Origin of the sequence: Chryseobacterium defluvii (assembly GCF_003634775.1) — a bacterium.
Taxonomy (GTDB): Bacteria; Bacteroidota; Bacteroidia; order Flavobacteriales; family Weeksellaceae; genus Chryseobacterium; species Chryseobacterium defluvii.
In genome coordinates this window covers 894442-918239 of record NZ_RBXB01000001.1, presented here as the reverse complement: position 1 = coordinate 918239, position 23798 = coordinate 894442, and the positions used below count along the sequence as shown (strand labels likewise).

23 protein-coding genes are annotated in these 23798 nt (G+C 37.5%); 10 read left to right on the top strand and 13 right to left on the bottom strand.

What is annotated here, in order from left to right; genetic code table 11:
* The first annotated feature begins 122 nt into the window (after positions 1-122).
* Complete coding sequence (locus BCF58_RS04340) at positions 123-506, top strand: winged helix-turn-helix transcriptional regulator (protein ID WP_121460557.1); 384 nt, start codon at positions 123-125, stop codon at positions 504-506.
* A gap of 144 nt (positions 507-650) precedes the next feature.
* Positions 651-812: a bacteriocin-like protein gene (locus tag BCF58_RS17715; protein ID WP_449384890.1), complete on the top strand. Its 162-nt coding sequence runs from the start codon at positions 651-653 to the stop codon at positions 810-812.
* Between the two features lie 52 nt (positions 813-864).
* Here the strand turns inward: BCF58_RS17715 and BCF58_RS04335 are convergent, their stop codons facing one another.
* Entirely contained in the window at positions 865-3297 is a 2433-nt protein-coding gene (locus BCF58_RS04335) for an alpha-ketoacid dehydrogenase subunit alpha/beta (RefSeq protein WP_121460556.1), read from the bottom strand.
* 137 nt (positions 3298-3434) lie between these two features.
* On the opposite strand from BCF58_RS04335, the gene BCF58_RS04330 reads away from it, so the two are divergent.
* Both BCF58_RS04330 and BCF58_RS04325 read left to right on the top strand, forming a co-directional pair.
* On the top strand, positions 3435-3728 hold the full coding sequence (locus BCF58_RS04330) for a hypothetical protein (protein ID WP_121460555.1): 294 nt from the start codon (positions 3435-3437) through the stop codon (positions 3726-3728).
* A gap of 132 nt (positions 3729-3860) precedes the next feature.
* Positions 3861-4655: a hypothetical protein gene (locus BCF58_RS04325; protein WP_147462019.1), complete on the top strand. Its 795-nt coding sequence runs from the start codon at positions 3861-3863 to the stop codon at positions 4653-4655.
* 50 nt (positions 4656-4705) lie between these two features.
* On the opposite strand, the gene BCF58_RS04320 is transcribed toward BCF58_RS04325, so the two are convergent.
* From BCF58_RS04320 to queA, 5 genes are all read right to left on the bottom strand, one after another.
* Positions 4706-5683: a polyprenyl synthetase family protein gene (locus tag BCF58_RS04320; RefSeq protein ID WP_121460553.1), complete on the bottom strand. Its 978-nt coding sequence runs from the start codon at positions 5681-5683 to the stop codon at positions 4706-4708.
* 74 nt (positions 5684-5757) lie between these two features.
* Complete coding sequence (locus tag BCF58_RS04315) at positions 5758-6636, bottom strand: hypothetical protein (protein ID WP_121460552.1); 879 nt, start codon at positions 6634-6636, stop codon at positions 5758-5760.
* A gap of 102 nt (positions 6637-6738) precedes the next feature.
* The gene (locus tag BCF58_RS04310) at positions 6739-7650 is read right to left on the bottom strand and encodes a sterol desaturase family protein (RefSeq protein WP_121460551.1); all 912 of its coding nucleotides are present in this window, start codon (positions 7648-7650) and stop codon (positions 6739-6741) included.
* A 73-nt stretch (positions 7651-7723) separates the two neighbouring features.
* Entirely contained in the window at positions 7724-8758 is a 1035-nt protein-coding gene (gene rlmN / locus BCF58_RS04305) for a 23S rRNA (adenine(2503)-C(2))-methyltransferase RlmN (RefSeq protein WP_121460550.1), read from the bottom strand.
* A 76-nt stretch (positions 8759-8834) separates the two neighbouring features.
* Positions 8835-9884 carry a tRNA preQ1(34) S-adenosylmethionine ribosyltransferase-isomerase QueA gene (queA, locus tag BCF58_RS04300; protein WP_121460549.1) on the bottom strand — a complete coding sequence of 350 codons (1050 nt, stop codon included), beginning with the start codon at positions 9882-9884 and terminating at the stop codon, positions 8835-8837.
* Between the two features lie 175 nt (positions 9885-10059).
* Between queA and BCF58_RS04295 the strand changes: the two genes are divergently transcribed.
* The 4 genes from BCF58_RS04295 to BCF58_RS04280 all read left to right on the top strand — a co-directional run bounded on the left by BCF58_RS04295 (position 10060) and on the right by BCF58_RS04280 (position 14180).
* Positions 10060-10752, top strand: a complete 693-nt coding sequence (locus tag BCF58_RS04295; RefSeq protein ID WP_121460548.1) for an AIM24 family protein — start codon at positions 10060-10062, stop codon at positions 10750-10752.
* 113 nt (positions 10753-10865) lie between these two features.
* On the top strand, positions 10866-12257 hold the full coding sequence (locus BCF58_RS04290) for a Gfo/Idh/MocA family protein (RefSeq protein ID WP_121460547.1): 1392 nt from the start codon (positions 10866-10868) through the stop codon (positions 12255-12257).
* Positions 12247-13155 carry a sugar phosphate nucleotidyltransferase gene (locus BCF58_RS04285; protein ID WP_121460546.1) on the top strand — a complete coding sequence of 303 codons (909 nt, stop codon included), beginning with the start codon at positions 12247-12249 and terminating at the stop codon, positions 13153-13155. Before BCF58_RS04290 ends, BCF58_RS04285 begins: the two co-directional genes overlap by 11 nt.
* On the top strand, positions 13146-14180 hold the full coding sequence (locus BCF58_RS04280; protein WP_121460545.1) for a phosphotransferase enzyme family protein: 1035 nt from the start codon (positions 13146-13148) through the stop codon (positions 14178-14180). The genes BCF58_RS04285 and BCF58_RS04280 overlap by 10 nt, the downstream gene beginning before the upstream one ends.
* A gap of 21 nt (positions 14181-14201) precedes the next feature.
* Here the strand turns inward: BCF58_RS04280 and BCF58_RS04275 are convergent, their stop codons facing one another.
* The 7 genes from BCF58_RS04275 to BCF58_RS04245 form a co-directional block, all read right to left on the bottom strand.
* Positions 14202-14876 carry a hypothetical protein gene (locus BCF58_RS04275; RefSeq protein ID WP_147462018.1) on the bottom strand — a complete coding sequence of 225 codons (675 nt, stop codon included), beginning with the start codon at positions 14874-14876 and terminating at the stop codon, positions 14202-14204.
* Between the two features lie 10 nt (positions 14877-14886).
* Positions 14887-15375, bottom strand: a complete 489-nt coding sequence (locus BCF58_RS04270) for a DNA-deoxyinosine glycosylase (protein WP_121460543.1) — start codon at positions 15373-15375, stop codon at positions 14887-14889.
* A 3-nt stretch (positions 15376-15378) separates the two neighbouring features.
* Positions 15379-16071, bottom strand: a complete 693-nt coding sequence (locus BCF58_RS04265; protein ID WP_121460542.1) for a hypothetical protein — start codon at positions 16069-16071, stop codon at positions 15379-15381.
* A 71-nt stretch (positions 16072-16142) separates the two neighbouring features.
* Complete coding sequence (locus BCF58_RS04260) at positions 16143-18137, bottom strand: S9 family peptidase (protein ID WP_121461040.1); 1995 nt, start codon at positions 18135-18137, stop codon at positions 16143-16145.
* A gap of 188 nt (positions 18138-18325) precedes the next feature.
* Positions 18326-18670, bottom strand: coding sequence for a phage holin family protein (locus BCF58_RS04255; RefSeq protein WP_121460541.1), 345 nt, complete (start codon positions 18668-18670; stop codon positions 18326-18328).
* Between the two features lie 96 nt (positions 18671-18766).
* The gene (locus BCF58_RS04250; protein ID WP_121460540.1) at positions 18767-19189 is read right to left on the bottom strand and encodes a PaaI family thioesterase; all 423 of its coding nucleotides are present in this window, start codon (positions 19187-19189) and stop codon (positions 18767-18769) included.
* Positions 19190-19296: 107 nt separating this feature from the next.
* Positions 19297-21417: a type IA DNA topoisomerase gene (locus tag BCF58_RS04245; RefSeq protein WP_121460539.1), complete on the bottom strand. Its 2121-nt coding sequence runs from the start codon at positions 21415-21417 to the stop codon at positions 19297-19299.
* 665 nt (positions 21418-22082) lie between these two features.
* Here BCF58_RS04245 and BCF58_RS04240 point away from each other — a divergent pair.
* Together BCF58_RS04240 and metI are read left to right on the top strand one after the other, a co-directional pair.
* Entirely contained in the window at positions 22083-23111 is a 1029-nt protein-coding gene (locus BCF58_RS04240) for a methionine ABC transporter ATP-binding protein (protein WP_121460538.1), read from the top strand.
* On the top strand, positions 23104-23760 hold the full coding sequence (metI, locus tag BCF58_RS04235; protein WP_121460537.1) for a methionine ABC transporter permease MetI: 657 nt from the start codon (positions 23104-23106) through the stop codon (positions 23758-23760). Before BCF58_RS04240 ends, metI begins: the two co-directional genes overlap by 8 nt.
* The last annotated feature ends 38 nt before the right edge of the window (positions 23761-23798 follow it).

Below are 23798 nucleotides of genomic sequence, written 5' to 3'. Positions count from 1 at the left end.
GTTCGTTTTTGTATCTTTTAATGAAAAAATAGTGGTAACTTTGCAGTAACTTATATTAGTAACGTTGAAGTAACATATGAAATCCTGGTTTCAATGATGTTCAAAAAAAATAAAACCTTAGTATGAAAAAGAATGAATTGATGCAGCATAATTGCCCTTTAGGAAAGGCCATGTCTGCACTGGGAAGCAAATGGAAACCCATTATTGCCCTTGTGATCAAAGATAGAAAACTTCGTTTTGGAGAACTTGCGGTACGCATCAGTGTTATTTCCAGGAAAGTTCTTACCGATCAGCTCAGAGAAATGGAAACTGACGGATTAGTGATCCGTGAGGAGTTTAAAGAAATCCCTCCACGTGTGGAATATTCTCTTACAGAAAAAGGGTTGGCACTTTTACCGATTTTACATTTGCTGGAAGAATGGGAAGCGAAATATCAGAATAAAGATTTGTATCCTGAAAAAGATTGTACTCTTTTAGATAAAAAAAGTGAAAAGACCGTCGTTTGATGGTCTTTTATTTTATAATGTTCTCTATTTATTTTCTGAGAAACCATTTTCAATGAAGCTTTAATTAAAAGCAGAGATTTCATATAAATAATAGATATTTAAAAAAAATACTATATTTGTATAAATCACAATCCTTTGAAAAACATGAAAAACTTAAGAAGATTATCAAAAGCCGATCTAAAAATCATCAATGGCGGAAGTGCACCAGAATGCGCAGAAGATCAAATTCCCTGCTATTATCCACCTAAAAATGGCTATCCAAGTTATTGGAGATGTGTTCCGATAAGTATGGGATGTCCCGATTAAAACAAAACCGCTTCTTTTAGAAGCGGTTTCCGTTATATTTTTAGTCCTTTATTTAGAATATCGCAGGATATTTCTGAGGATTGGTTTCATTAAACATGGCGTAGATTTTCTCTACCATATCATCTGCAGATGGCTTACTGAAATAATCTCCATCACTTGCATATGCAGGTCTGTGGTCATTCGCAGCAATGGTTAACGGATCAGAATCCAGATATCTGAATGCTTTTTGTTTTTCCACTATCTGCTGTAAGATAAATGCTGAAGTTCCACCTTCCACATCTTCATCAATTACGACCAATCTGTTTGTTTTCTTTACGCTTTCTGCGATCTCGTGAGATAAATCGAAAGGAATCAATGACTGGATATCGATAACTTCCGCAGATATGCCTAATTTTTCTAATTCATTGGCTGCTTCCATTACAATTCTCCAAGTTGAACCATATGTTACCAATGTAACATCTTTACCTTCTTTCGTTACTTCAATTTTTCCAACAGGAACAGTAAATTCTCCTAAGTTATCCGGCTGCTTTTCTTTTAATCTGTATCCGTTCAGACATTCAACGATTACAGCTGGCTCATCTGCCTGTAACATAGTATTATAGAATCCGGCTGCTTTGGTAAGATTTCTCGGCACTAAAACCAATATTCCTTTAGAAAGATTAAGAATTCCGGCCATTGGTGAACCGGAATGCCAGATTCCTTCTAGTCTGTGACCTCTTGTTCTGATAATTACCGGTGATTTCTGACCTCCTTTTGTTCTGTACTGAACAGTAGCCAAATCATCACTCATTCCCTGCAGACAATATAAAATATAATCTAAATACTGGATTTCAGCGATCGGTCTCAATCCTCTCATTGCCATCCCGATTCCCTGTCCAAGAATGGTCGCTTCACGGATTCCGGTATCGGCAACACGAAGCTCTCCGTATTTTTCCTGCATTCCTTCCAGTCCCTGGTTTACGTCACCGATATTTCCGGCATCTTCACCAAACACTAATGTTTCAGGATATTTTTCAAATATTTTATCAAAATTGTTTCTCACGACTACTCTTCCGTCCACTTCTTCAGAGCTTTCAGAATACACAGGCTTAACTTCTGCTATATTGGTAGCTTTCCACTGAGACTGGGAATATAGGTGGGAAGAATAGTTGTCTTTTTCAACTTCAAAGATCTCATTGTATTTCTGCATCAATTGGTTTCTCTCTGCAGAGCTTGTTCCTCTTGTTGCCAATAAAGATTTTCTTACCAAATGAAATACATCTTTTTTAGCTTTAGAAACTAATTTATTGAACTGTGCAATATAGTTTTCAATTTCAGGGTTTTGCCCTTTAAGATTTTCTACCAAAGGTAAAACTGATTGAATTAAATCCGTAATGGTTTTCTGATAGCTTTCCCAAGCTTTTTTTTGCCCTGCTTTAACTATTTTTTTAGCTTCATCATCAATAGCCTCCAATTCTTCGGCAGTAGCAATGATTTCTTCTTTTCCTTCAATCTCAATTGAATAGTTAAGGATCCATTCTTTGAATTTCACCAATCCATCGAAATCTGCTTCCCATGAAAGGCGCTCTTCATTTTTATATCTTTCGTGAGATCCTGATGTAGAGTGGCCCTGAGGCTGTGTAACTTCCACTACGTGAACCACTACAGGAACACTTTCTGTTCTGGCAAAATGCTCTGCTCTTGCATAAGCATCCAATAATGAAGGGTAATCCCAGGCTTTTACCTGGATAATTTCACAGCCCTGGTTTTCGCCTTCTCTTCTCTGGAAACCGCTCAGCATTTCAGAAATATCTGCTTTTGCTCTTTGGTTTTTGGTAGGAACAGAAATTCCGTACCCATCATCCCAGATGGAAACAATCATTGGAACCTGAAGCGCACAAGCGGCATTCAAAGTTTCCCAGAAGTGACCTTCTGCAGTAGAAGCATCTCCGATAGTTCCGAATGCGATTTCGTTTCCTCCTTTTGAGAATTTTTCAGAACCTTCAAATTTTACACTTTTATATATTTTAGAAGCCTGGGCCAAGCCTAATAACCTAGGCATCTGACCTGCAGTAGGGGAAATATCCGAAGAAATATTTTTCTGAGCGGTTAAATCTTTCCAGCTTCCGTCTTCATTTAAACTTCTTGTCGCAAAATGCCCGTTCATTTGTCTTCCGGCTGATGCAGGCTCTCTTTCTACACTCGTATCTGCGTATAATTGCGCAAAAAAGCTTTCCACCGTCAACGCATCTACAGCCAATGCAAAAGTCTGATCCCTGTAGTATCCTGAACGGAAGTCCCCGTTTCTGAAAACTTTTGCCATAGCAAGCTGAGGAAGTTCCTTACCATCCCCAAAAATTCCGAATTTAGCTTTTCCCGTAAGAACTTCTCTTCTACCTAAATAGGACATTTCACGGGAAATCCGTCCTAATTTATAATCTTCAAGTATTTGATTTTTAAAGTCTTGAAAGGAAATTTGCTGTGTTTCAATATAAGTTGTCTGCATAGCCAAATATAAAATTTTATGTTCCTGAAGTATTTTGCTAATATACACTTTTTAAATTAATTTTAATTTTTAAGAATCTTTTTTAAAAATTTGATAATAAAAAAAATTGTGTTTTATTTTGAAAAAAATTGTAAAAGATGGAAAAGAAATCACCTCATATTCTGAACGCTTCCAGTAATCTTCTGGGGTTTTCCCTACTTATTATCACCTCTTTAAAAATCACTAAAATAAGCGGCAGTACGTATCTGGACGAATTTGCCGGAATGTCTTGCCTGCTTTTTGCCTGCAGCTGTTTTTTTTCATTTCTTGCCATAAGATCAAAAAATAAAAAACGTGAAAATAAGTTTGAGACTATTGCGGATTATTTATTTTTATTAGCATTATTTTGTATAGTTCTGGCTGTTATCATTGTAACGATAAAAATAATTTAAATTTCAAAATGCGAAATTGAAACAAAAACTTAATTATCATTTTCAAATTATTAAATATAGATTTTTATCGATAATACCTGATTTTTAAGTTTTTGGCATAATAATTGAAAATTAAAATATCAAAAAGCATAAATGATGACAAAAAAATTACTGATCGTGATTAAGGTTTTTGCCTTTTCTTCACTTTACTTCGCACAAGTAGGAATAAATACCTCAAATCCTCAGACGAGCTTCCATATTGATGGGGCTAAAGATAATCCAACATCAGGAGCTCCAACAGCGGCACAGCAAGCTAATGATTTTTCTGTAACCAATACAGGGCAAGTAGGTATTGGAACAACTGCCCCAACAGAAAAACTTGATGTAAGTACAGGGAATGTACGTGTACGGGATATTAATTCCAATATAGGTGTGGGTGGTACAGACAGAGTTGTGGTAGCAGATGCCAACGGTGTTTTAAAAACTATCGATTTTACGGCTTATTCACTATTTCACGCACGTCTGGCAGCCAACCAAAACCTTACCAGCTCTACCATCACAACTTTACTGTTTGCCACTCCGCTGGCAACTTCCCCGTTTTACTCTTACAATACAAGTACAGGGGTGTTAACATTTAATCAGCCTGGAAATTATTTGGTTACATTACAGGCAAGTTTTGCCAGTGCTCCAGCCGGCACACAATTACTGGTGGGTATAAGACCCAATCCTGATGCAAACTATCTGGGCCGGGGAAGCCATTACAATGCCACAGCAACTTCTGCCAGCGTTGGAGAATTGATGAATTACTCAACAATGCTGATAATACCAACGGCAGGTTATCAGATCCGTTTTACAGCAGCTCCCAACCAAAACTGTACTGTTTTATCCACTGAAACAGGAAGTACAGGAAGCGGTAACGTAACGAATGTAACGGTTCAAAAAATATAGTCCGGAAACGACTCCGGCGTGCCTGAAGGCACGCCGGAGTCGTTTTATTTTTAGAACTTCCTTTCAATCACATAATCAAGCATAAGAAGTAATGATTTCTTAGGCTCAGAATCCGGGAATTCATTCAGGATATCTTTGGCTTTCTGCTGAAAGTCTTTCATCACTCCAATAGCATAATCCAGGCCTCCGGAACTTTTCACAAAGTTGATCAGCTCCTTTACTCTTTTCTGATCGTTATTGTACCGCTTTATGGTATTGAAATAATATTTCCTATTTTTTTCATCGGCTATCTTCAAGGTATGAATCAAAGGCAGGGTCATTTTCTGTTCTTTGATATCAATCCCTACCGGTTTTCCGATCACATTGGAACTTAAATAATCGAATAAGTCGTCTTTGATCTGAAAAGCCATTCCGGTATACGTTCCGAAATCCTGCATTTTTTTGGCAAGCTTTTCATCGGCATTATTCGAAAGGACACCGATCTCACAACAAGCGGCAATCAAAGTAGCGGTTTTCTGACGGATGATTTCGTAGTATACATCTTCGGTGATATCCAGCTTTCTGGCCTTTTCAAGCTGAAGCAGCTCTCCTTCGGACATTTCACGGATGGTTCTGGAAATTACACTTAAAAGATCATAATCTTTATGGTCTGTAGACAATAGAACTGATTTTGATAATAAGTAATCTCCCACCAAAACGGCAATTTTATTTTTCCATAAAGCATTAATGGAGAAAAAATTACGTCTCTTAAAGCTTTCATCCACCACATCATCATGTACCAGAGTAGCGGTATGAATCAATTCTATCATTGAAGCCCCCCGATAAGTTTTTTCATTGACGTTGCCTACCAGCTTCGCACAAAGAAATACAAACATCGGACGCATCTGTTTTCCTTTAGTTGTTACAATAAAGCGGGTTACTTTATCCAATAAAGGGACTTTACTCTGCATAGATTCATAAAACTTTTGTTCAAAAAGCTTCATTTCCTCGTTGATCGGTTGTTTGATTTCTTCTACAATATTCGCCACAATCTGTGAATGATAGGTAATTGATTATTAATTCTCACAAAGATAATTTTTTTCAGACAATTTTAAGAGAAATTTCAATGTTTGAGTTTTTCTTTGGGAATAAAATAGAAACTTTGCTTGGCTCCCCCTAAAGGAGAGTTGAATTTTTCACCGGAAATATACACCCCGCTTTCATTCACTTCAACCCCTTCAATTTGCCCGATGGATAAGGAACTTCCTAAATAATAATGTTGGGGAGCTTCTTTAAAAAAAATTCCGGGTGCTGTCTCATTAAAAATATCCAAAAAGACTTCTGTTTTTTTTGTATATCCGATTAAATAAAGCTTTTTATCAAAATATGAAGCATCTGTTATTACAAAACCTGTTGGATAGGATTCTACTTTTTCTGCCTTTTGGCTTTCATATATTTGTGGATCAATTACATAATGGGTAGTTGATTTTGAGGACCATTCCTTCGTAAACAAATGTAATTTTCCGTTCAGATAAATCAAGGCTTCCGCATCGAAATTAGTCTCTGTATTTTTAGAAGTAAAATCGGTTTGCTCAGGATAATAAAAATTAATTGCTTTCACCTCATCATTGCTTATCTCTGCAGTCTGGAAAGGAACTTTATATATTTTCAGATCTTTTCTGGTTCCGGCATTATTCCCGAAATCCCCGATGTAAAAATAGCTTCCGTCATTAGTCAGTGCTTCCCAATCCTTATTTTCAGCATTAATCTTCAAGACATTTGTAATATTCCCTGAAGATCGGTCTATTTCAAAAAGCTGCGGTTGATTTCCACTATCATTGAATGTATAAAGCTTTCCATTGAAAAAGCTCAGTCCGGAAGTTTCTTTAATCTGATTATCTAGAAAAGCCACTTTGTATTTTCTTATTTTCAGAAAATCTGCCTGCTGGGAAAATACGGACTGGAAAATGATAATGGTAAAAATCAGAGAAAACTTTTTCATCTGGTAAAAGTAAAATTTTATATTGAAGTTCTTGGTTTGCTATAATGAAATGTCAACGCACAATATTTTAGAAAATCTTTATTTTAAATTTAAGAGAGCTTTTTAAGTTATTTTTTGCTTCTCTGCATATTCTTTTTGATACTGTCTTACTGTTTTCCCCGTACCGTCATGTCTCCATCCCGGAGAATTGAAAAGGTAACTGATTCTGTCTGATATCTTAAGTCCGGGCTGTTTGATATCTTTCCAGATCTTTCTCCATTCGTACAATAATACCGTATCAGGATTATTATCCGGCATTTTCGGGTATATCCCGAATTTTACAGGAACATCCGGATCCTCTTTTTCAAAAGTCCCGAAGATCTTATCCCAAATGATCAGACACATTCCCATATTCCTGTCCAGATATTTAATGTTGCAGGCATGATGAACCCTATGATGAGAAGGAGTTACCAGAATATGCTCCAGAATCCCCATTTTTTTCACAGTTTGGGTATGCACCCATGTTCCATACACCTGCCCTATTGCATACACCACCATAATATGCCAAGGATTGAATCCTAAAAAAGCTAATGGCGAAAAGTATAAATATCTATAAAGAGGTTGTAGCACCGGGCTTCTGAAACCGGTAGTCAGGTTAAAATATTCAGAATTATGATGGGTAATGTGAACAGCCCAAAAAGCTCTTGAATGATGATCAACGTAATGCAAAACGTAATAAGCAAAATCCGTAATGATAAAGCAGATCAGCCAATACCAGACAGTAAAATCCCATGAGAAAAGTCTAAGATTATAAAAGAAAAACATGACTCCCATTGCAAAGACCTTCATTATGAAATCTAAACCGAAATTCAATAAGGCAAGGTAAATACTGGTTGCTACATCCTTCCCGTCATACAACTTAGCTTCGGAAACATGGCTGTAGATCATTTCAGCTAAAATAACAGTGGCGTGTACAGGAATAGCCCATGTGTAAACATTTTCCAGACCATTCTCGCCAAGAAAATAATCCATCATTTACTATTAGTTTTATGCAAATGTAGGATTTTAAGTGCTGTAAAGGATAAGTTTGATTTTTTTTAATGAAATTTTAATCTGCGTTTTTATTCGCTAACTGACCGCATGCGGCATCAATATCACCTCCTCTGCTTCTTCGGATCATCACGGTAATTCCGGCATTTTCAAGCTGACGGACATAATTTTCCTCTGCCTGTTTGTTGCACTGGTCATATTTTCCGTCACCTATCGGGTTGTATTGAATCAGGTTAACTTTGGAAGAGACCTGTTTACAGTATCTGATAAGCGCTTTAATGTCTTCATCTTTATCATTGATATCTTTCCAGACACAATATTCAAAAGTAATCACAGAACCTGTTTTTTGATACCAATATTGAAGAGCCTCCATAATTTCCGTTAATGGAAACTTATCTGAGAAAGGCATGATCTCGTTACGCTTGGATTCAATGGCAGAGTGAAGCGATAAGGCTAATTTCACCCGTAACTCATCATCAGCAAGCATTTTGATCATCTTCGGAATTCCGGATGTGGAAACAGTGATTCTCCTCGGAGACATTCCCAATCCTTCCGGTTGGGTAATTTTTCTGATGGCTTCAACCACATTTTTGTAATTCATCATCGGTTCCCCCATTCCCATAAAAACGATATTGGAAAGCGGCCTGTCGAAGTACAATCTGCTCTGCTTATCAATCAGAGCGACCTGATCTACAATTTCTGCCACCTCAAGGTTTCTCATTCTCTTAAGTCTTGCGGTTGCACAGAATTCGCAGTTCAGGGAACAGCCGACCTGGGATGAAACACAGGCTGTGGTTCTTGTTTCGGTAGGAATAAGAACGGACTCCACCATTAATCCATCATGAAGTTTTACTCCGTTTTTGATGGTTCCATCCGTACTTTTCTGAAGCTGATCTACAGAAACCGGATTGATGGTGTATTCTTCGGAAATTTTTTCGCGAAGCTGTTTTGAAAGGTTCGTCATTTCATCAATGGAATGGAGATTTTTACTCCATAGCCAATCATAGACCTGTTTCGCCCGAAACGGCTTTTCCCCTAAAGACATAAAGTAATCTTTAAGCTGGTCCAGTGATAAAGTTCTGATATCTTTCATTCAGGGTAATTAGGTTGCAGATAATAGGTAACAGGTGCTCAAAACTGCGACCTGCTACCTCATACCTGATATCTTTTTAAAGAATTAACATGGCATCTCCGTAAGAATAGAATTTATATTTCTCTTTTACGGCTTCTTCATAAGCATGCATTACAAAGTCTCTTCCTGCAAATGCAGCAATCATCATGATAAGAGTAGATTTCGGTGTGTGGAAATTCGTAATCATTGAATTGGCTACTCCAAAATCATGAGGCGGATAGATGAATTTGTTGGTCCAGCCATGGAACGCAGAAATCTTCTTGTTGGAAGATACTGATGTTTCCAGCGCTCTCATTGTAGTAGTTCCCACTGCACAAACTCTTCTGTTGCTTTCTACAGCTTTATTGATGATCTCAGCATTCCTCTCATCGATGAATACTTCTTCGGATTCCATTTTATGCTTGGAAAGATCTTCCACTTCAATTGGATTGAAGGTACCCAATCCCACGTGAAGAGTGATTTCAGCAAAATCAATTCCTTTAATTTCCAGTCTCTTCATCAGATGCCTGGAGAAATGCAGTCCTGCAGTAGGTGCCGCTACAGCCCCTTCTATTTTAGCATAGATGGTTTGATATCTTTCAGCATCTTCAGGTTCTACAGCTCTTTTGATATATTTCGGAAGCGGAGTTTCTCCCAGCTCCTTTAATTTAGCTCTGAACTCTTCATAAGAACCATCGAATAAGAATCTCAATGTTCTTCCTCTGGAAGTTGTATTGTCTATTACTTCCGCTACTAAGGATTCATCTTCAGTAAAGAATAATTTATTACCAATTCTGATCTTTCTTGCAGGGTCAACCAAAACGTCCCAAACACGGGTTTCCTTATCCAGTTCCCTTAAAAGGAATACTTCAATTTTAGCACCTGTTTTTTCTTTATTTCCATAAAGACGGGCAGGAAAAACCTTAGTATTGTTGAAAATGAATAAATCTTTCTCATCGAAATAATCTACCACGTCTTTAAACAGCTTATGCTCAATAGTCTGAGTTTTTCTGTCTAAAACCATTAGTCTTGCTTCGTCTCTGTGTTCTGATGGATGTTCTGCCAATAATTCCGCAGGAAGATCAAAATTAAAATCGGATGTTTTCATTTTTTAAATTACGGTTTAAAAATTAAGAAAGCTACAAGGTGTAATTTTCGAGGTGCAAATATACGACATTCGATACCCCTTTGTCAAGTCTTATTTCAAATGATATCAAAAACCGTAATACTACGGTGCATTTACAAGCAAAAAAAGTTTATTTTTGGAATCAAATTTTACACCTATGAGCAAATATTCATTAGAAGCGTTCGTGAACGAAACCAAAGAGAACCCTCATGAAAGAGATTATTTCGAGCTTGAAAAACCCCAGCTTTTGGAAATCAATCTTAATAATCAGTCTGTATGGACCAAAGCAGGAAGTATGGTCGGCTATATCGGAAACATTCAATTTGAAAGACAGGGAATGCTTTCCGGAGGATTGGGCAATCTGTTGAAAAAAGCCATCAGTGGTGAAGGATCCAAGCTGATGAAAGCAGAAGGTACCGGTAAGCTGTATGTGGCAGATTCAGGAAAGAAAGTACGTATTCTTTATCTGAATAATGAAGCGGTTTGTGTGAACGGAAATGATGTTTTAGCTCATGAACAAAGCATAAAAAGTGATATTACCATGCTGAAAAGTATTGCAGGAGTAATGTCCGGCGGATTATTCCAGGTAAGACTTTCCGGAACGGGACATATTGCAATTACCACTCACGGTGATCCTTTAACGTTGATGGTAACTCCAGATAATCCTGTTTTCACTGACCCGAATGCTACCGTGGCATGGTCAGGAAACCTAAGCCCTGAGCTGAAAACGAATGTGTCTTTTAAAAGTCTTCTTGGAAGAGGAAGCGGTGAAGAGTTTCAGATGAAATTTTCAGGAAACGGTTGGGTGCTGATCCAGCCTTATGAAGAGGTTTATACTGTGGAAAAATAAATCCTATATATTTTAGATTATAAGGCTGTTTCATTTGAAGCAGCCTTTTAAATAGCTGCCAATATTCATTTTTTGTGATATTTTAATATCTTTAAACAATCAATTTACAAAATATGACAACTACCCGCAGAGATTTTATCAAGACCGCTGCTTTGGCAGGTTTCGGAGCGCTTGTTTTACCTAATTCATTATTTGCTTATTCCAAAGATTTTCCTTCGTATAAAAAAGTCCGTGTCGGTTTTATCGGGGTCGGACTCCGGGGACGTGAGCATGTGCGGCTCCTGGCACAAAGAGATGATGTAGAGATTATAGCTTTTGCAGATCCAAGTAAAATTATGCTTTCCGAATGCCAGAAAATTTTAAAAGACCATAATAAGCCTGCTGCAAAGGAATTTTCCAATGGCGAATATGATTACAGAAATCTCTTAAAACTTACCACCATTGATGCCGTAGTGATTGCCACTCCCTGGGAATGGCACCTGACACAAGGAGTGGAAGCTATGCGTGCGAAAAAGATTGTGGGAATGGAAGTTTCAGGAGCTATCAAGCTCCAGGACTGCTGGGAATTTGTAAAAGTATATGAAGAGACCAAAGTTCCTATTTTCATGATGGAAAATGTATGCTACCGAAGGGATATTATGGCAATTCTACATATGGTCCGTAAAGGAATGTTCGGTGAGCTGGTTCATGGAAGAGGTGGTTATCAGCATGATCTGCGTGGGGTTTTATTCAATGATGGGGTTACTCCTTATAATTCGGGAGTGGAATTTGGTAAAAAGGGATTCAGCGAGGCCCAATGGAGAACGGAACATTATGTAAAAAGAAACGGTGAGCTTTATCCTACCCATGGATTAGGCCCTGTGGCAGTGATGATGGATATTAACCGCGGAAACAGGTTAACAAGGCTTTCTTCATTCTCATCCAAAGCTGTCGGCCTTCATCAATACATTACAGAACATCCTAAAGGAGGTAAAGACCATCCTAATGCCCAGGTAAAATTCAATCAGGGAGATATTGTGACTACACAAATTGCCTGTGCTAATGGTGAAACCATCCTTCTAACTCATGATACAAGCCTTCAGAGACCTTATGATTTAGGATTCAGGGTACAGGGTACGGAAGGGTTATGGCAGGATTTCGGCTCGGGAGGATTTAATCAGGGGCATATTTATTTCGAAAAACTTATGAATCATAGCCATAAATGGGAAGATACCGAGAAATGGCTGAAAGAATACGACCACCCTATCTGGAAAAAATTTGAAAACTCTGCTTCAGGCGCCGGTCATGGGGGTATGGATTTCTTCGTCATGAATACTTTTATCGAATGTATCAAGCGAAATATAGAATTCCCGATGGATGTTTATGATCTGGCTACATGGTATTCCATTACTCCCCTGAGTGAAGAATCTATCCAAAAAGGCGGACAAGCTATTGATATTCCGGATTTTACCAAAGGAAAATGGAAAAACCGTCAACCTGTATTCGGAATGACTGATGAATTCTAACAAGACTTTACTTATTTTGGCTGGCGGACTGGGAAGCCGTTACAAAGGACTGAAGCAGGTGGATGGAATATTAGACAACGGCTCACCTATTTCTGAATATTCTATTTTTGATGCCCTGGAAGCCGGTTTCAACAAAGTTGTGATCGTTATCAACCGCCTTATTCCTCAAAGCTATAAAGAGAGGCTGGAAAGCATTTCAAAACAGAAGAATTTTGAATTGCACTGGATTTATCAGGATATGAATCAGTATGTTTCCAGGGGATTTGATTTCTCAAAAAGGAAAAAGCCCTGGGGCACAGGCCATGCTGTACTTTGTGCAAAAGAGATTATTCAATCTCCTTTCGTAATGATTAATGCAGATGATTTTTACGGGAAAGAGGTTTATCAGGTGGCTTCGTCGGAAATAGAAGCCGGGAATATTACCAAGTCACAATTTGCAATGATTGCATATCCGGTGGAATCAACTTTAAGTGAGAATGGTTCCGTTGCCAGAGGAATTTGCTCTTTCGATTCTGACCATCATCTTCTCCAAGTAGAAGAACAGACTTCTATCCGAAAAGAAAACGATTCTATTATCTACACAGAAAACGGGAAAGATATCATTATTGCACCTCAGACGTTAGTTTCCATGAATTTTTTTGTTTTCCATCCCAAGGTTTTTGATTATCTGGAAGAGCAGTTCGTTAATTTTATCCGATCCGGCCCGTCATCGGAACAAGAATTCTATATTCCTTCCGCAGTGCAGAAAATGATTGACAGCCATGAGATCAATGTTCTGGTAAAATCTTCACCTTCCATATGGAAAGGAATGACTTATGCCAATGATAAAAATGTTTTAAAGGCTTTTCTTCAAAAAGAAACGGAATTAAACAGATATCCAAAAGATTTATGGAGCTAGATCATATCATCCGGAAATTTATAGATACTCAAAACTATTCTGTCAGTCCTATTACCAACGGGTTGATCAACAGCACCTATCTGGTAAAGAACAATGATAATAACAGTAAATATATCCTTCAGAATATTAATACTAAAGTTTTTAAACATCCTCAAATCATTGTCGACAATCATCTAAAAATCAACCGGATGCTTACCGCAAAACATTATGATTTTAAAATCATAAAGCCTATAGCTTCCATCTCCAATGAGTTTTTGGTGAAAGATCCCCATCAGCAGATATGGAGGATGCTTGATTTTGTGGAAAACAGCATTACATTTCTTAAAGTTCCATCTGCAAAAATTGCCTATGAAGCTGCTAAAACATTCAGCATTTTCCTTAATACCATTAATATGGAGCCTCTTCCTGAAATCGGAGACAGCTTACCCGGGTTCATCAATTTTGAAAAGAGAATTTCTGATTATAAAAAAGCTCTGAAAGTTGCATCTGCTGATTTAAAAGAAAATGCTGCAAATGAAATACAATATATAAACGACTTTTTATCCTTACCGGAAAAATGGATCAAGCTTCAGCATAACAATTTGCTTCCCAAACGAATTATCCATGCCGACCCCAAAATCAGCAACATTCTTTTTCATGAAGAACATTATCCGCTTGCAGTTATTGATCTGGATACGGTAATGATTTCAACGATACTGTATGATTTCGGAGATATGATCCGTTCATATACCAATACTGCCAATGAGGATGAGGCAGTAACTGCGAATAATTTTAATTCTGAAATTTTCAAGGCGGTAAAGGAAGGCTTTCTGTTTCACTTACAAGAAAAACTGACCCCTGAGGAATATGAAAACCTGGATTATGCCGCACAGGTCGTTATTTATATCCAGGCTCTCCGTTTCTTAACGGATTATCTGAACGGTAACATTTATTATTCCATCACTTATCCTGAACATAATCTGGATCGGACTAAAAACCAGCTTCAGCTGTTGAAAGGGTTGAGAAAATATTTAAATGAAATTTAAATCGTATTCTTTATTGATATTTTAATCAAATTCTGCCCAATGGTCATATTCTTTCACTACTAATTTTTCAGGAACTTTCAAATTCAGGTCTATTTTTTGAGTTTTCACAATTGATTTATCGAAGATGTATCCCCCCGAATATTCCAAATGTGTCTCTTTTATCATATATTTGTCCGTACCCAGAAGTTGTGCCAATTCATTTTCTACTTCTTCACATCTTCCATAGTCAGCATTGATATTGAGATAATTGAAATCAGATTTTTCCAAACCAACCATTATGGTAATTCTTTTGCTTTTCATCTTTTTATCCTTGAAAACAATAATTTCATAATGCAAAGAATCAACTTTCGTTATTTTAAATTCATCATTTTTATAAGCATCACGGATTTTTTTTTCATTCCCAAAATTGTTAGTATGTGTATATTCAAAAGAAAGTAAATCTTTTTTCTGATTGACTTTAAAAGAATGTCTTCTATCTTTACTTTGTTCATAAATGTATGCTCTCATCTTTTTATTATGAGTCATTAACAATAAAGCCACTCCACTTTTAGAATCATAGAAAAGATGATCTGTCCATTCTATTTTATTGGGCTTAATTCTAGTCGATTCTCTTACAATGAAATAATCAAAATGATAATCCTGGGAATAACAAATGATGGAAATAAAACAAAATAATACAAATAAATTTTTTCTCATTTTATGTGTTCTATATATAATTTTTAATTTTCTCCCACCCTTCCAATTTCCTTTCAAAAGAAACAGTATGGAGCGGACTGGTGGAAGGCAGTAAAAATATGGGAATTCTGAAATTTTTGCCTAAAATTTTCTGTAGATTTTTATATGATCTTCCACCATTGCAGAAAATAGCCTGAATGTTCGGATGCGCTTCCAACAGTTCCGCAATCTGGTTGGCTTCTTCATTTCTGATCTCAGAATCCAGGCTGCCCTTTCTTTCACATGAATCAATAACATCCCAAAGGGCAATATGATGTTTTTTCAACATCCTTATTCTTTCGGCATAATCTTCCGTAAATTCCTCTTGGAGCAAAGTGAAAATAATTTTCCAGAATGCATTTTGCGGATGGGCATAATATTGCTGTTTTTCCAGTGATTTCACACCCGGGATTGATCCTAAAATTAATATATTAGAATTCTCATCAACAATAGGCGGAAACGAAGAAATCCTGTTTTCCATATATTATTTTTCTGTCGTGGGACGATTATTGAATTGCATTTTTGCCCTTTCTTGAATTTCAGCAGGAACATTCACTTTCTTAGAAACCTTCTGCACGTCTGTCAGCTCACTGATGATCACATATCCGGTTCTATAATCATAAACAGCCTTTTTGATCACAAAATGAGTATTGCCCAATTGTTTTCTTATTTCCGAAAGGATTTTTATGCTTACATCTCTGGAAATATCAATGACATCAATAAATATCAAATCTGCCTCTGCTTTTTCTATTTCCAGTTTAATTTCAAAGTTGGTTCTCTTTCCTTTTTGATATGTTTTAACGAAATAGGTGTTCTCTCCGGTCTTTTCAATGTCTACTTTGCTCACAAAATGCTTATCTTCCGGTTTTATGTCTATAAACTTCCTTGCATAATCATAGTAATAAATATCCGAAGCTCCTTCTTTTTTCTCAACATCGAATTTGTACCAAAGCCTGACATTATCATCTTCTATATCTATTTTACTTTGATTCCCGATATTGTAAGAACGCATGGTATAAGAGGTATCTTTAGAATTTAAGTATACATTGGTATCGCCGAATTTCATTTCGCTGGGTTCTGTTCTGGTGACTTTATAATTCAGTAAATAATCGAATTCAAAATTTTGAGAGCTGGCCATGCCGGAAATAAAGCTCATCAGTAAAAAAATATATTTCATGATCTATGTTTAAAAAAATTGCGGTTGAAAAAATCCAACCGCAATTTATATATTCATTTTTTAAATTCCTATTACAAAGTTTCCTTCAGCCATTCAAAAAACTCTCTCTGCCACACCAATCCGTTCTGCGGATGAAGTACCCAGTGGTTTTCGTTCGGGAAGTATAAGAATTTGGTCTTTAATCCTTTTAATTTTGCTGCCTGGAAAGCTTCCTGGCCCTGCTCGTAAGGAACTCTGAAATCTATTCCGCCCTGAATGATCATGATCGGTTTATTCCATTGATCCACAAAATTGCTCGGGTTAAAATCCGTATAGGCTTTTGGCAATGGTTTTTCCCATGGAGAGCCGAGATCCCAATTAGCAAACCAAAGTTCTTCCGTTGTCAGATACCATGATTTCATATCAAATAATCCGTCGTGTGCAATGAAAGTCTTGAATCTGTTATTATGGATTCCCGCCAGCATAAATACACTGTATCCACCATAGCTTGCTCCTACTGCGGCCATTCTTTCTCCGTCCACATAAGGTAATGTTTTTGCATAATCTGCAGCAGCCAGGTAGTCTTTCATCGATTGTCCGCCCCAATCTTTGGAAATATCTTCATTCCATTTGGTTCCCCAACCCGGCATTCCTCTACGGTTGGGAGCGACTACGATGTATCCGTTCGCCGCCATTAAGGCAAAATTCCATCTTGTACTGAAATATTGCGTTAATCCGGACTGTGGGCCTCCCTGACAATATAATAAGGTTGGATATTTTTTATTCGGATCAAAGTTAGGTGGATAATGGAACCATACTCCCATCTCTTTCCCATCCGTTGTTTTCACCATTTTAAGTTCCGTTTTCCCTTGGGATAACTTAGAATATGTATCTTTATTGGCTTCCGTAACCTGCTTCATTTCTCCGTTCTTAAGGTTTACAGAGAATAGATCTGTTGCGTGGTTAATATCTGTTCTTCCTACTAAAAGAGAATTCTTATTATCTGCAAAAATTTCATTCACATCAAAATCACCTTTGGTAATCTGCTGAACTTTTGAAGATTTAGGATCTACGGAAAAAAGCTGTTTAGTTCCTCTGAAGGCGGCCGTAAAATATACCATTTTGGAATCTCCGCTCCAGAAAACATCTCCGGTTACGCTTTCATCCCAACCTTTGGTAAGATTAACTGTTTTTCCTGATTTCCAGTCTAATAATTTAACATCGTTCTTATCTGCTTCATACCCGTCTCTTTCCATGCTTTGCCAGACAAGAGATTTCCCGTCCGGACTGAATTTCGGATTAACATCGTATCCTTTATTGGATTCCGTTAAGTTTTTTGTGGCTCCCGAAGCCAGATCATACGCAAAAATATCCGTATTGGTACTTGTAGCATATTCCTTCCCGCTTTTTGGTTTTGTCACATACAAAAGTTGGGTAGAATCCGGGCTCCAGATAAAATCTTCCGCTCCTCCGAACGGTCTTTGCGGAGAATCCCAGGTTTTACCTTCTAAAAGATCTTTTGCTGCATCCACCTTATCGGAAACATTGACAACAAATACGTGGTTGTATTTCCCTTCGTTGAAGTAATCCCAGTGTCTGTGGTTCAGGTCTGTATAGATTTGGGCCGTTGTTTTCGGGGTATCGTTGTATTTATCTTTCCCCATTAATTTTTCAACCAGCACCTGCTTACTGAAAGCGATCTTTTTCCCGTCAGGTGAAATGACAATATTATCTGCTTCACCTATTGTATAGAATTCCGTCCACGTTTTTCCGCTGTCTTTAGAAAGGTAAATTTTATCTCCTTCCTGGGCATATATCCCATTTTTATCCCACTGAATAAGCGCTTTTTTACCCAAATCTATTTTAGAAGACTGGTTGCTAAGGATATTGAGGAAATAATTTTCGTTTTTTGTTTTTTCTGTTTTTAAATCTACCTGTCCTATTTTATAGATCAGGGAAGATTGGTCCGGAGAAACTGCCTGTACTCCCACCTTTTTCAAAGTCCAAAGAATTTCAGGCGTCATTAACTGTTGTGCATTCATTAAAAGCGGAGCTGCCAAAGCCAGCAGACTGTACTTAAATTTCATATGTAAATATTCGTTTTTAAAGGATATATGACATCTCAAACTGATTTCATCCATCCCTGTTTAATTCAAAGATTGCCAAAGTTAATTATTAAAATAAAAATGAACGAAAAAATTAACATTTAGTTTTTCGATAAAAAAAATCGCCGGCTGAACAACCGGCGACTTTGTTTAGTTATATTAATTTCCGGCTACTCTTTATCGGAAACAAATGAGTTAACAAGAGAAGTAATAATAGAAAGGGCTATACTGAAAATAAGTGCCCACCAAAAGCCGTCCACTACCATACTGTCTATAAAATAGTCCGCTATTAAAATAATTACGGCATTAATTACAAGGGCAAATAATCCCAATGTGATAATCGTAAGCGGAAGGCCCAATAAACTCAATATAGGTTTAACAATAAGGTTTAACAGCCCTAAAACAAGGGCAAAAATAATAGCAGAAGTAAATCCTTCAAAATGCACTCCTGGCAATATTTTAGTTAAAAGATAGGCCACTATCGAAGTGATAAACAGCCGAATAATGATGTTCATAGCTTATTTTTTTAATGTTTATACCTGATTTTCTACAAAAGCTATTCCATTATGATAGGAAACGGGCTTTTACAGCTCGTATGAGCATAGGTAATGTTACTTTATTTTCATCATGGTAACCAGTGATGTGGCCACATGGCTTTCAGAAGTATGGTTTTCATCAACCGTGTAAATTTCTGTTCTGATCACGCTGATCGTAGCCCCTCCTTTAATAACATACGATTTTGAAATCAAGGCGTCACCTATTGCAGGACGCAAATAGTTTACTTTCAATTCTACCGTCACTACATAGCAATCTTCTTCGTAATGGCTTACTGCAGCATACCCTGAAGAAACATCCACCAAAGAAGCGATCATTGCTCCGTTGAACATTCCTGCTTTTCTGGTCATCAACTCCATTTTAGGGATTTTCATGGAGATAAAATCGGTTTGTAGTTCAAGAAGCTCCGCTTTGTAGAATTTCAGGGTTTCCGAGCGGTTGAAGCTATCTGTGATGAGTTTCTTTTTTTCAGGCGTCATGATTATTGTTTAAAATAATTGATAAATGATAAATGAATATATCCAGTTAAATTCTCCTTTGCTGAGCGAAGTCGAAGCATACAGTGCAAAGTCTCGTCCAAATTCACTTAATTAAGCTGAACGGTAAAATCATCAGATAATAATAAAGCTCCTTCCGTTATATTTTCCGGATGGGTATTGAACCCTTTCAGCTTTGAAGTTTTTCCTTTTATAATGAGGTCCAGAAGCTGTTTTTCGGATAATTTCTTACCGAATATTTCAAACGGCACTTTAAAGTTACAATTTTTGTAATCTGAGCATCCGACAGCTGTTTTGCCTTTCATTAAATGATGTTCTTTACATTTCGGACACTTTGTTTCTTCCCATGTCTGAAGTTCTTTTTTCGGAGCCGGTTCTTTCTTTTTCTTTTCTTTTACCTCAGGTTCTTCCTGCAACATGATCACTTTGCCTTTTCCGTCTACCACTTTTTTAGTAAGCTCCGTTACCATTTGGATCAGCTCTTCTTTAAACTGGTTGGCTTCATACTCTCCTTTTTCGATCTTACGAAGTTTGGATTCCCATTCTCCCGTAAGTTCAGGACTTTTTAAAAGTTCGTCTTCAATGGTATCTATTAATTGAATTCCTGTTTGAGTAGCATACAGGTTTTTCCTTTTCTTTTCGATGTATTTTCGTTTGAAAAGGGTTTCAATAATGTTGGCCCGGGTTGATGGCCTTCCGATTCCGTTATTCTTCAGTAATTCACGCAGTTCTTCATCTTCCACCTGTCTTCCGGCGGTTTCCATGGCCCTCAGCAATGTTGCTTCCGTATAAGGTTTCGGTGGCGAAGTTTTTCCCTGATGGATCACCGGTTCGTGCGGCCCGGTTTCTCCTACTATAAATTCAGGAATGGTTTGTTCCTCTTCCTTATCTTTTTCTTTGTCCTGTACTTCTTCTTTAGAGTCTTTTGAATACACCGCTCTCCAGCCCGGCTCCAGAATCTGCTTACCACTGGTTTTAAACGGAATGGTTCCCACTTTTGCTTCTACCAGAGTATTGGAAATTTTACATTCCGGGTAGAAAACAGAAATGAAACGTTTGGCAACGAGGTCATAGATCAGTTTTTCTTCTTTGCTCAGATTCCTTGAAGGTGGAATTTCTGTTGGAATAATCGCATGGTGATCCGTCACTTTGGTATCATCAAAAACAGCTTTTGATTTGGGAATCGGCTGTTCCAGTAATGGGCTTACCAATTCCTGATAAAATGTCATACTTCGCAGAATCCCGCCCACTTTCGGATAAAGGCTTTCTGATAAGTACGTGGTGTCTACACGCGGATAGGTCACGTGTTTTTTCTCGTAAAGACTTTGAATATAGTTTAAGGTATTCTCTGCAGAATAACCGTATTTTTTATTGGCTTCCACCTGAAGTCCGGTTAGGTCAAAAAGTCTTGGATTTTTTTCTTTTCCTTCTTTGATCTCGAAAGAAACAATTTCAAAGGGATTTACTTTTAAATATTCCAATCCTTTTTCCGCACGATCAAGTGTTTTCAAGCGATCGATAGCCGCATTGAAAATAACATCCCGGTATTTGGTTTTCAGTTCCCAGTATTCTTCTACTGTGAAACTCTCAATTTCCTTTTGGCGTTGTACCAACATGGCCAATGTAGGCGTCTGAACTCTTCCGATGGATAAAACTGCTTTATTACCACCGAACTTTTTGGTAAATAATCTTGTGGCATTAATTCCCAATAACCAGTCTCCTATTGCTCTCGCATTTCCGGCCAGGTATAAATTCTTATAATCTTCCGCGGGCTTTAAACTTGCAAATCCCTCTTTAATTGCTTCTTCCGTAAGGGATGAAATCCATAACCGATGAACAGGTTTATTGCATTTGGCTTTCTGCAACACCCACCTTTGAATCAGCTCTCCCTCTTGCCCGGCATCCCCGCAGTTGATAACTTCATCACACTCCGCCACCAATCTTTCTATCACTTTAAACTGATTTTCCACACCTTTGTTCGGGATAAGCTTGATGCCGAAGTTTTTAGGGATGATCGGCAGGAAAATGAGGCTCCAGGATTTCAGTTCCGGACCATAGTCATGAGGTTCCTTCAACGTACAAAGGTGTCCGAAAGTCCATGTCACGCAATAGCCGTTTCCTTCCATATAGCCCTGCTTAGGCGTGGTAGCGCCCAATACTTTGGCAATATCTCTGGCAACACTGGGTTTTTCGGCAATACAAAGCTTCATGAATGTTCGTCATTATGGAAAGGGGAGCAAAATTCGGGATTTTTTTTGACTTTTTCGAGAGGATTTATTCAAAATAATTTGATAAGTGGTCTTAATAAAAATAGAATTGGAACAAGGTATACTTTTATAAATAACCACAAAAGGCACAAAAGTTTTTTAGATTTTTTTTAAACACTTTAGCTATTTAAGTTTACAATAATACTATTCAAAGTCCACATAAGCTGAAAATCAAATATTTTCAGCTTATGTGTTCTTATATACATAATCATATTATACTTCAACGGACTTATGTGTCTAAAATTTTTGTGCCTTTTGTGGTTTATTCTTTTATTTTAAACAACTCATGAAACAAAATACAATCAATTGATTTTCATGATTGTAAATATTAATTTTAATTTACATTTGAAAAAGTCTATATTTTTAGTGGACTATTAAAAATATATGTTTTATATTTGCAACCGTATTCAGGAAAACAAAAATGAAAACAACACATAAAAATAGATTCGCCAAGAAACAGATTATCAATACAATGATGATGAACTGCTGCATGCCTGTGCATAGATATTTTTGTGGTTAACCTTCGTTTTTATGACATATTTTAAGGCTCTACCACGTTGTAGAGCCTTTTTTTATTTACAACATTTCAACAAATAAAAGTCTTATCAATGATAGAGATTAAAAACATTTCAAAAACATTTTATCAGAAAAAACAGTCGTTCAAGGCCCTCGACCGTATCAATCTGAATGTGGAACAGGGAGATATTGTAGGAATTATCGGGTTTTCCGGAGCAGGGAAAAGCACCTTAATACGAACGGTCAATTTGTTGGAAAAACCTGACCAGGGACAAATCATTATTAATGATAAAGATTTCACCCAACTAAGCTCAAAGCAGCTTGCTAAAGAGCGAAAAAAGATCGGGATGATTTTCCAGCATTTCAACCTGCTTTCTTCACGGACGGTTTTTGATAATGTAGCGCTTCCTTTAGAGCTGGACCATGTCAGCAGGCATGAGATCAGGGAAAAAGTAAATGAGCTTTTAAAAATAGTGGGACTGGAAGATAAAGCTCACGATTACCCCAAAAGCCTTTCAGGAGGACAGAAACAAAGAGTTGCCATTGCAAGGGCTTTAGCCAATGATCCTTATCTCCTTCTCTGCGATGAAGCAACAAGCGCTTTGGATCCCACTACCACACAATCCATCTTACAGTTACTAAGGGATATTAACCAACGGTTGGGAATTACCATTCTGCTGATCACCCACGAGATGGAAGTCATCAAAGCCATCTGCAATCATGTGGCAGTAATTGATAAAGGAAAACTCATTGCCAAAGGAACACTGACCGAGATTATTTCGGATAAGGAAAATCCGATCATCAGACAATTTATAAATACAGATATCATGACTATACCTCAGGAATTGAATAAAAAAATACAGAAAGAGCCGCAGGAAGGTTTGTTTCCACTTGTTGAAATAGAGCTTAATGAAAAAGTAAGTGTAGAAGAACTTCTTTCTACCATTTATGAAAAATACAAGATTCCATACAAACTGCTGAAAGCCGATGTAGAATATCTCGGTAATTCCAACTTTGGGAAACTTTTACTGCAGTTACAGGGTGAAACCGAAGAAAATCAAAAAGCGATCTATTATTTCAATCAGAACAACATTCAAAATACAGTAAGAGGATATGCTTAATGAAACAGTAATTTCCCTTTTGCTGAAAGGGGTTTGGGAAACGGTATATATGACGTTTGTGTCAGGATTTTCCGGATTTGTTTTAGGGTTGCCCATTGGCATTTTACTGTTTCTTACGAGGAAGGGACAGCTTCTGGACAATGCTTATTATAACAAGACCTTATCGGTTCTGGTGAATATTTTCCGTTCTATTCCTTTTATCATTCTGATCGTTTGGATGATCCCGTTCACAAGGGCTTTGGTGGGAACTTCCATTGGTGTAAATGCCGCATTGGTCCCGCTAAGCATCGGTGCTGCTCCATTTATTGCAAGGCTGGTGGAAAACAGCTTACTGGAAGTCCCTCACGGATTGATTGAAACGGCAAGGGCATTAGGGGCTTCTCCGTTTCAGATCATTAACAAAGTATTGCTTCCCGAGGCTCTTCCTTCATTGATTAATAATGCCACCATCACGCTCATTACGTTAGTCGGGTATTCTGCCATGGGAGGAGCTGTCGGGGCCGGCGGATTGGGACAAATCGGGTATCAGTACGGATACATCGGATATGATGCCGTCATTATGAATCTTGTTCTGGCTTTGCTGGTGATTTTGGTGTTCATGATCCAGTTTTCAGGAGACCGGTTGGCCAAAAGATTTGATCATAGATAAATAAAGTATTAAAATCATTTACAGGACTGCGGCTTTGC

Excerpts from the sequence above, each read along its gene's own strand:
- BCF58_RS04340 (WP_121460557.1), top strand. The coding sequence starts at position 123 with ATGAAAAAGAATGAATTGATGCAGCATAATTGCCCTTTAGGAAAGGCC.
- BCF58_RS17715 (WP_449384890.1), top strand. The coding sequence starts at position 651 with ATGAAAAACTTAAGAAGATTATCAAAAGCCGATCTAAAAATCATCAAT.
- BCF58_RS04335 (WP_121460556.1), bottom strand. The coding sequence starts at position 3,297 with ATGCAGACAACTTATATTGAAACACAGCAAATTTCCTTTCAAGACTTT.
- BCF58_RS04330 (WP_121460555.1), top strand. The coding sequence starts at position 3,435 with ATGGAAAAGAAATCACCTCATATTCTGAACGCTTCCAGTAATCTTCTG.
- BCF58_RS04325 (WP_147462019.1), top strand. The coding sequence starts at position 3,861 with ATGATGACAAAAAAATTACTGATCGTGATTAAGGTTTTTGCCTTTTCT.
- BCF58_RS04315 (WP_121460552.1), bottom strand. The coding sequence starts at position 6,636 with ATGAAAAAGTTTTCTCTGATTTTTACCATTATCATTTTCCAGTCCGTA.
- BCF58_RS04310 (WP_121460551.1), bottom strand. The coding sequence starts at position 7,650 with ATGATGGATTATTTTCTTGGCGAGAATGGTCTGGAAAATGTTTACACA.
- rlmN (WP_121460550.1), bottom strand. The coding sequence starts at position 8,758 with ATGAAAGATATCAGAACTTTATCACTGGACCAGCTTAAAGATTACTTT.
- queA (WP_121460549.1), bottom strand. The coding sequence starts at position 9,884 with ATGAAAACATCCGATTTTAATTTTGATCTTCCTGCGGAATTATTGGCA.
- BCF58_RS04295 (WP_121460548.1), top strand. The coding sequence starts at position 10,060 with ATGAGCAAATATTCATTAGAAGCGTTCGTGAACGAAACCAAAGAGAAC.
- BCF58_RS04290 (WP_121460547.1), top strand. The coding sequence starts at position 10,866 with ATGACAACTACCCGCAGAGATTTTATCAAGACCGCTGCTTTGGCAGGT.
- BCF58_RS04285 (WP_121460546.1), top strand. The coding sequence starts at position 12,247 with ATGAATTCTAACAAGACTTTACTTATTTTGGCTGGCGGACTGGGAAGC.
- BCF58_RS04280 (WP_121460545.1), top strand. The coding sequence starts at position 13,146 with ATGGAGCTAGATCATATCATCCGGAAATTTATAGATACTCAAAACTAT.
- BCF58_RS04275 (WP_147462018.1), bottom strand. The coding sequence starts at position 14,876 with ATGAGAAAAAATTTATTTGTATTATTTTGTTTTATTTCCATCATTTGT.
- BCF58_RS04270 (WP_121460543.1), bottom strand. The coding sequence starts at position 15,375 with ATGGAAAACAGGATTTCTTCGTTTCCGCCTATTGTTGATGAGAATTCT.
- BCF58_RS04265 (WP_121460542.1), bottom strand. The coding sequence starts at position 16,071 with ATGAAATATATTTTTTTACTGATGAGCTTTATTTCCGGCATGGCCAGC.
- BCF58_RS04260 (WP_121461040.1), bottom strand. The coding sequence starts at position 18,137 with ATGAAATTTAAGTACAGTCTGCTGGCTTTGGCAGCTCCGCTTTTAATG.
- BCF58_RS04255 (WP_121460541.1), bottom strand. The coding sequence starts at position 18,670 with ATGAACATCATTATTCGGCTGTTTATCACTTCGATAGTGGCCTATCTT.
- BCF58_RS04250 (WP_121460540.1), bottom strand. The coding sequence starts at position 19,189 with ATGACGCCTGAAAAAAAGAAACTCATCACAGATAGCTTCAACCGCTCG.
- BCF58_RS04245 (WP_121460539.1), bottom strand. The coding sequence starts at position 21,417 with ATGAAGCTTTGTATTGCCGAAAAACCCAGTGTTGCCAGAGATATTGCC.
- BCF58_RS04240 (WP_121460538.1), top strand. The coding sequence starts at position 22,083 with ATGATAGAGATTAAAAACATTTCAAAAACATTTTATCAGAAAAAACAG.
- metI (WP_121460537.1), top strand. The coding sequence starts at position 23,104 with ATGCTTAATGAAACAGTAATTTCCCTTTTGCTGAAAGGGGTTTGGGAA.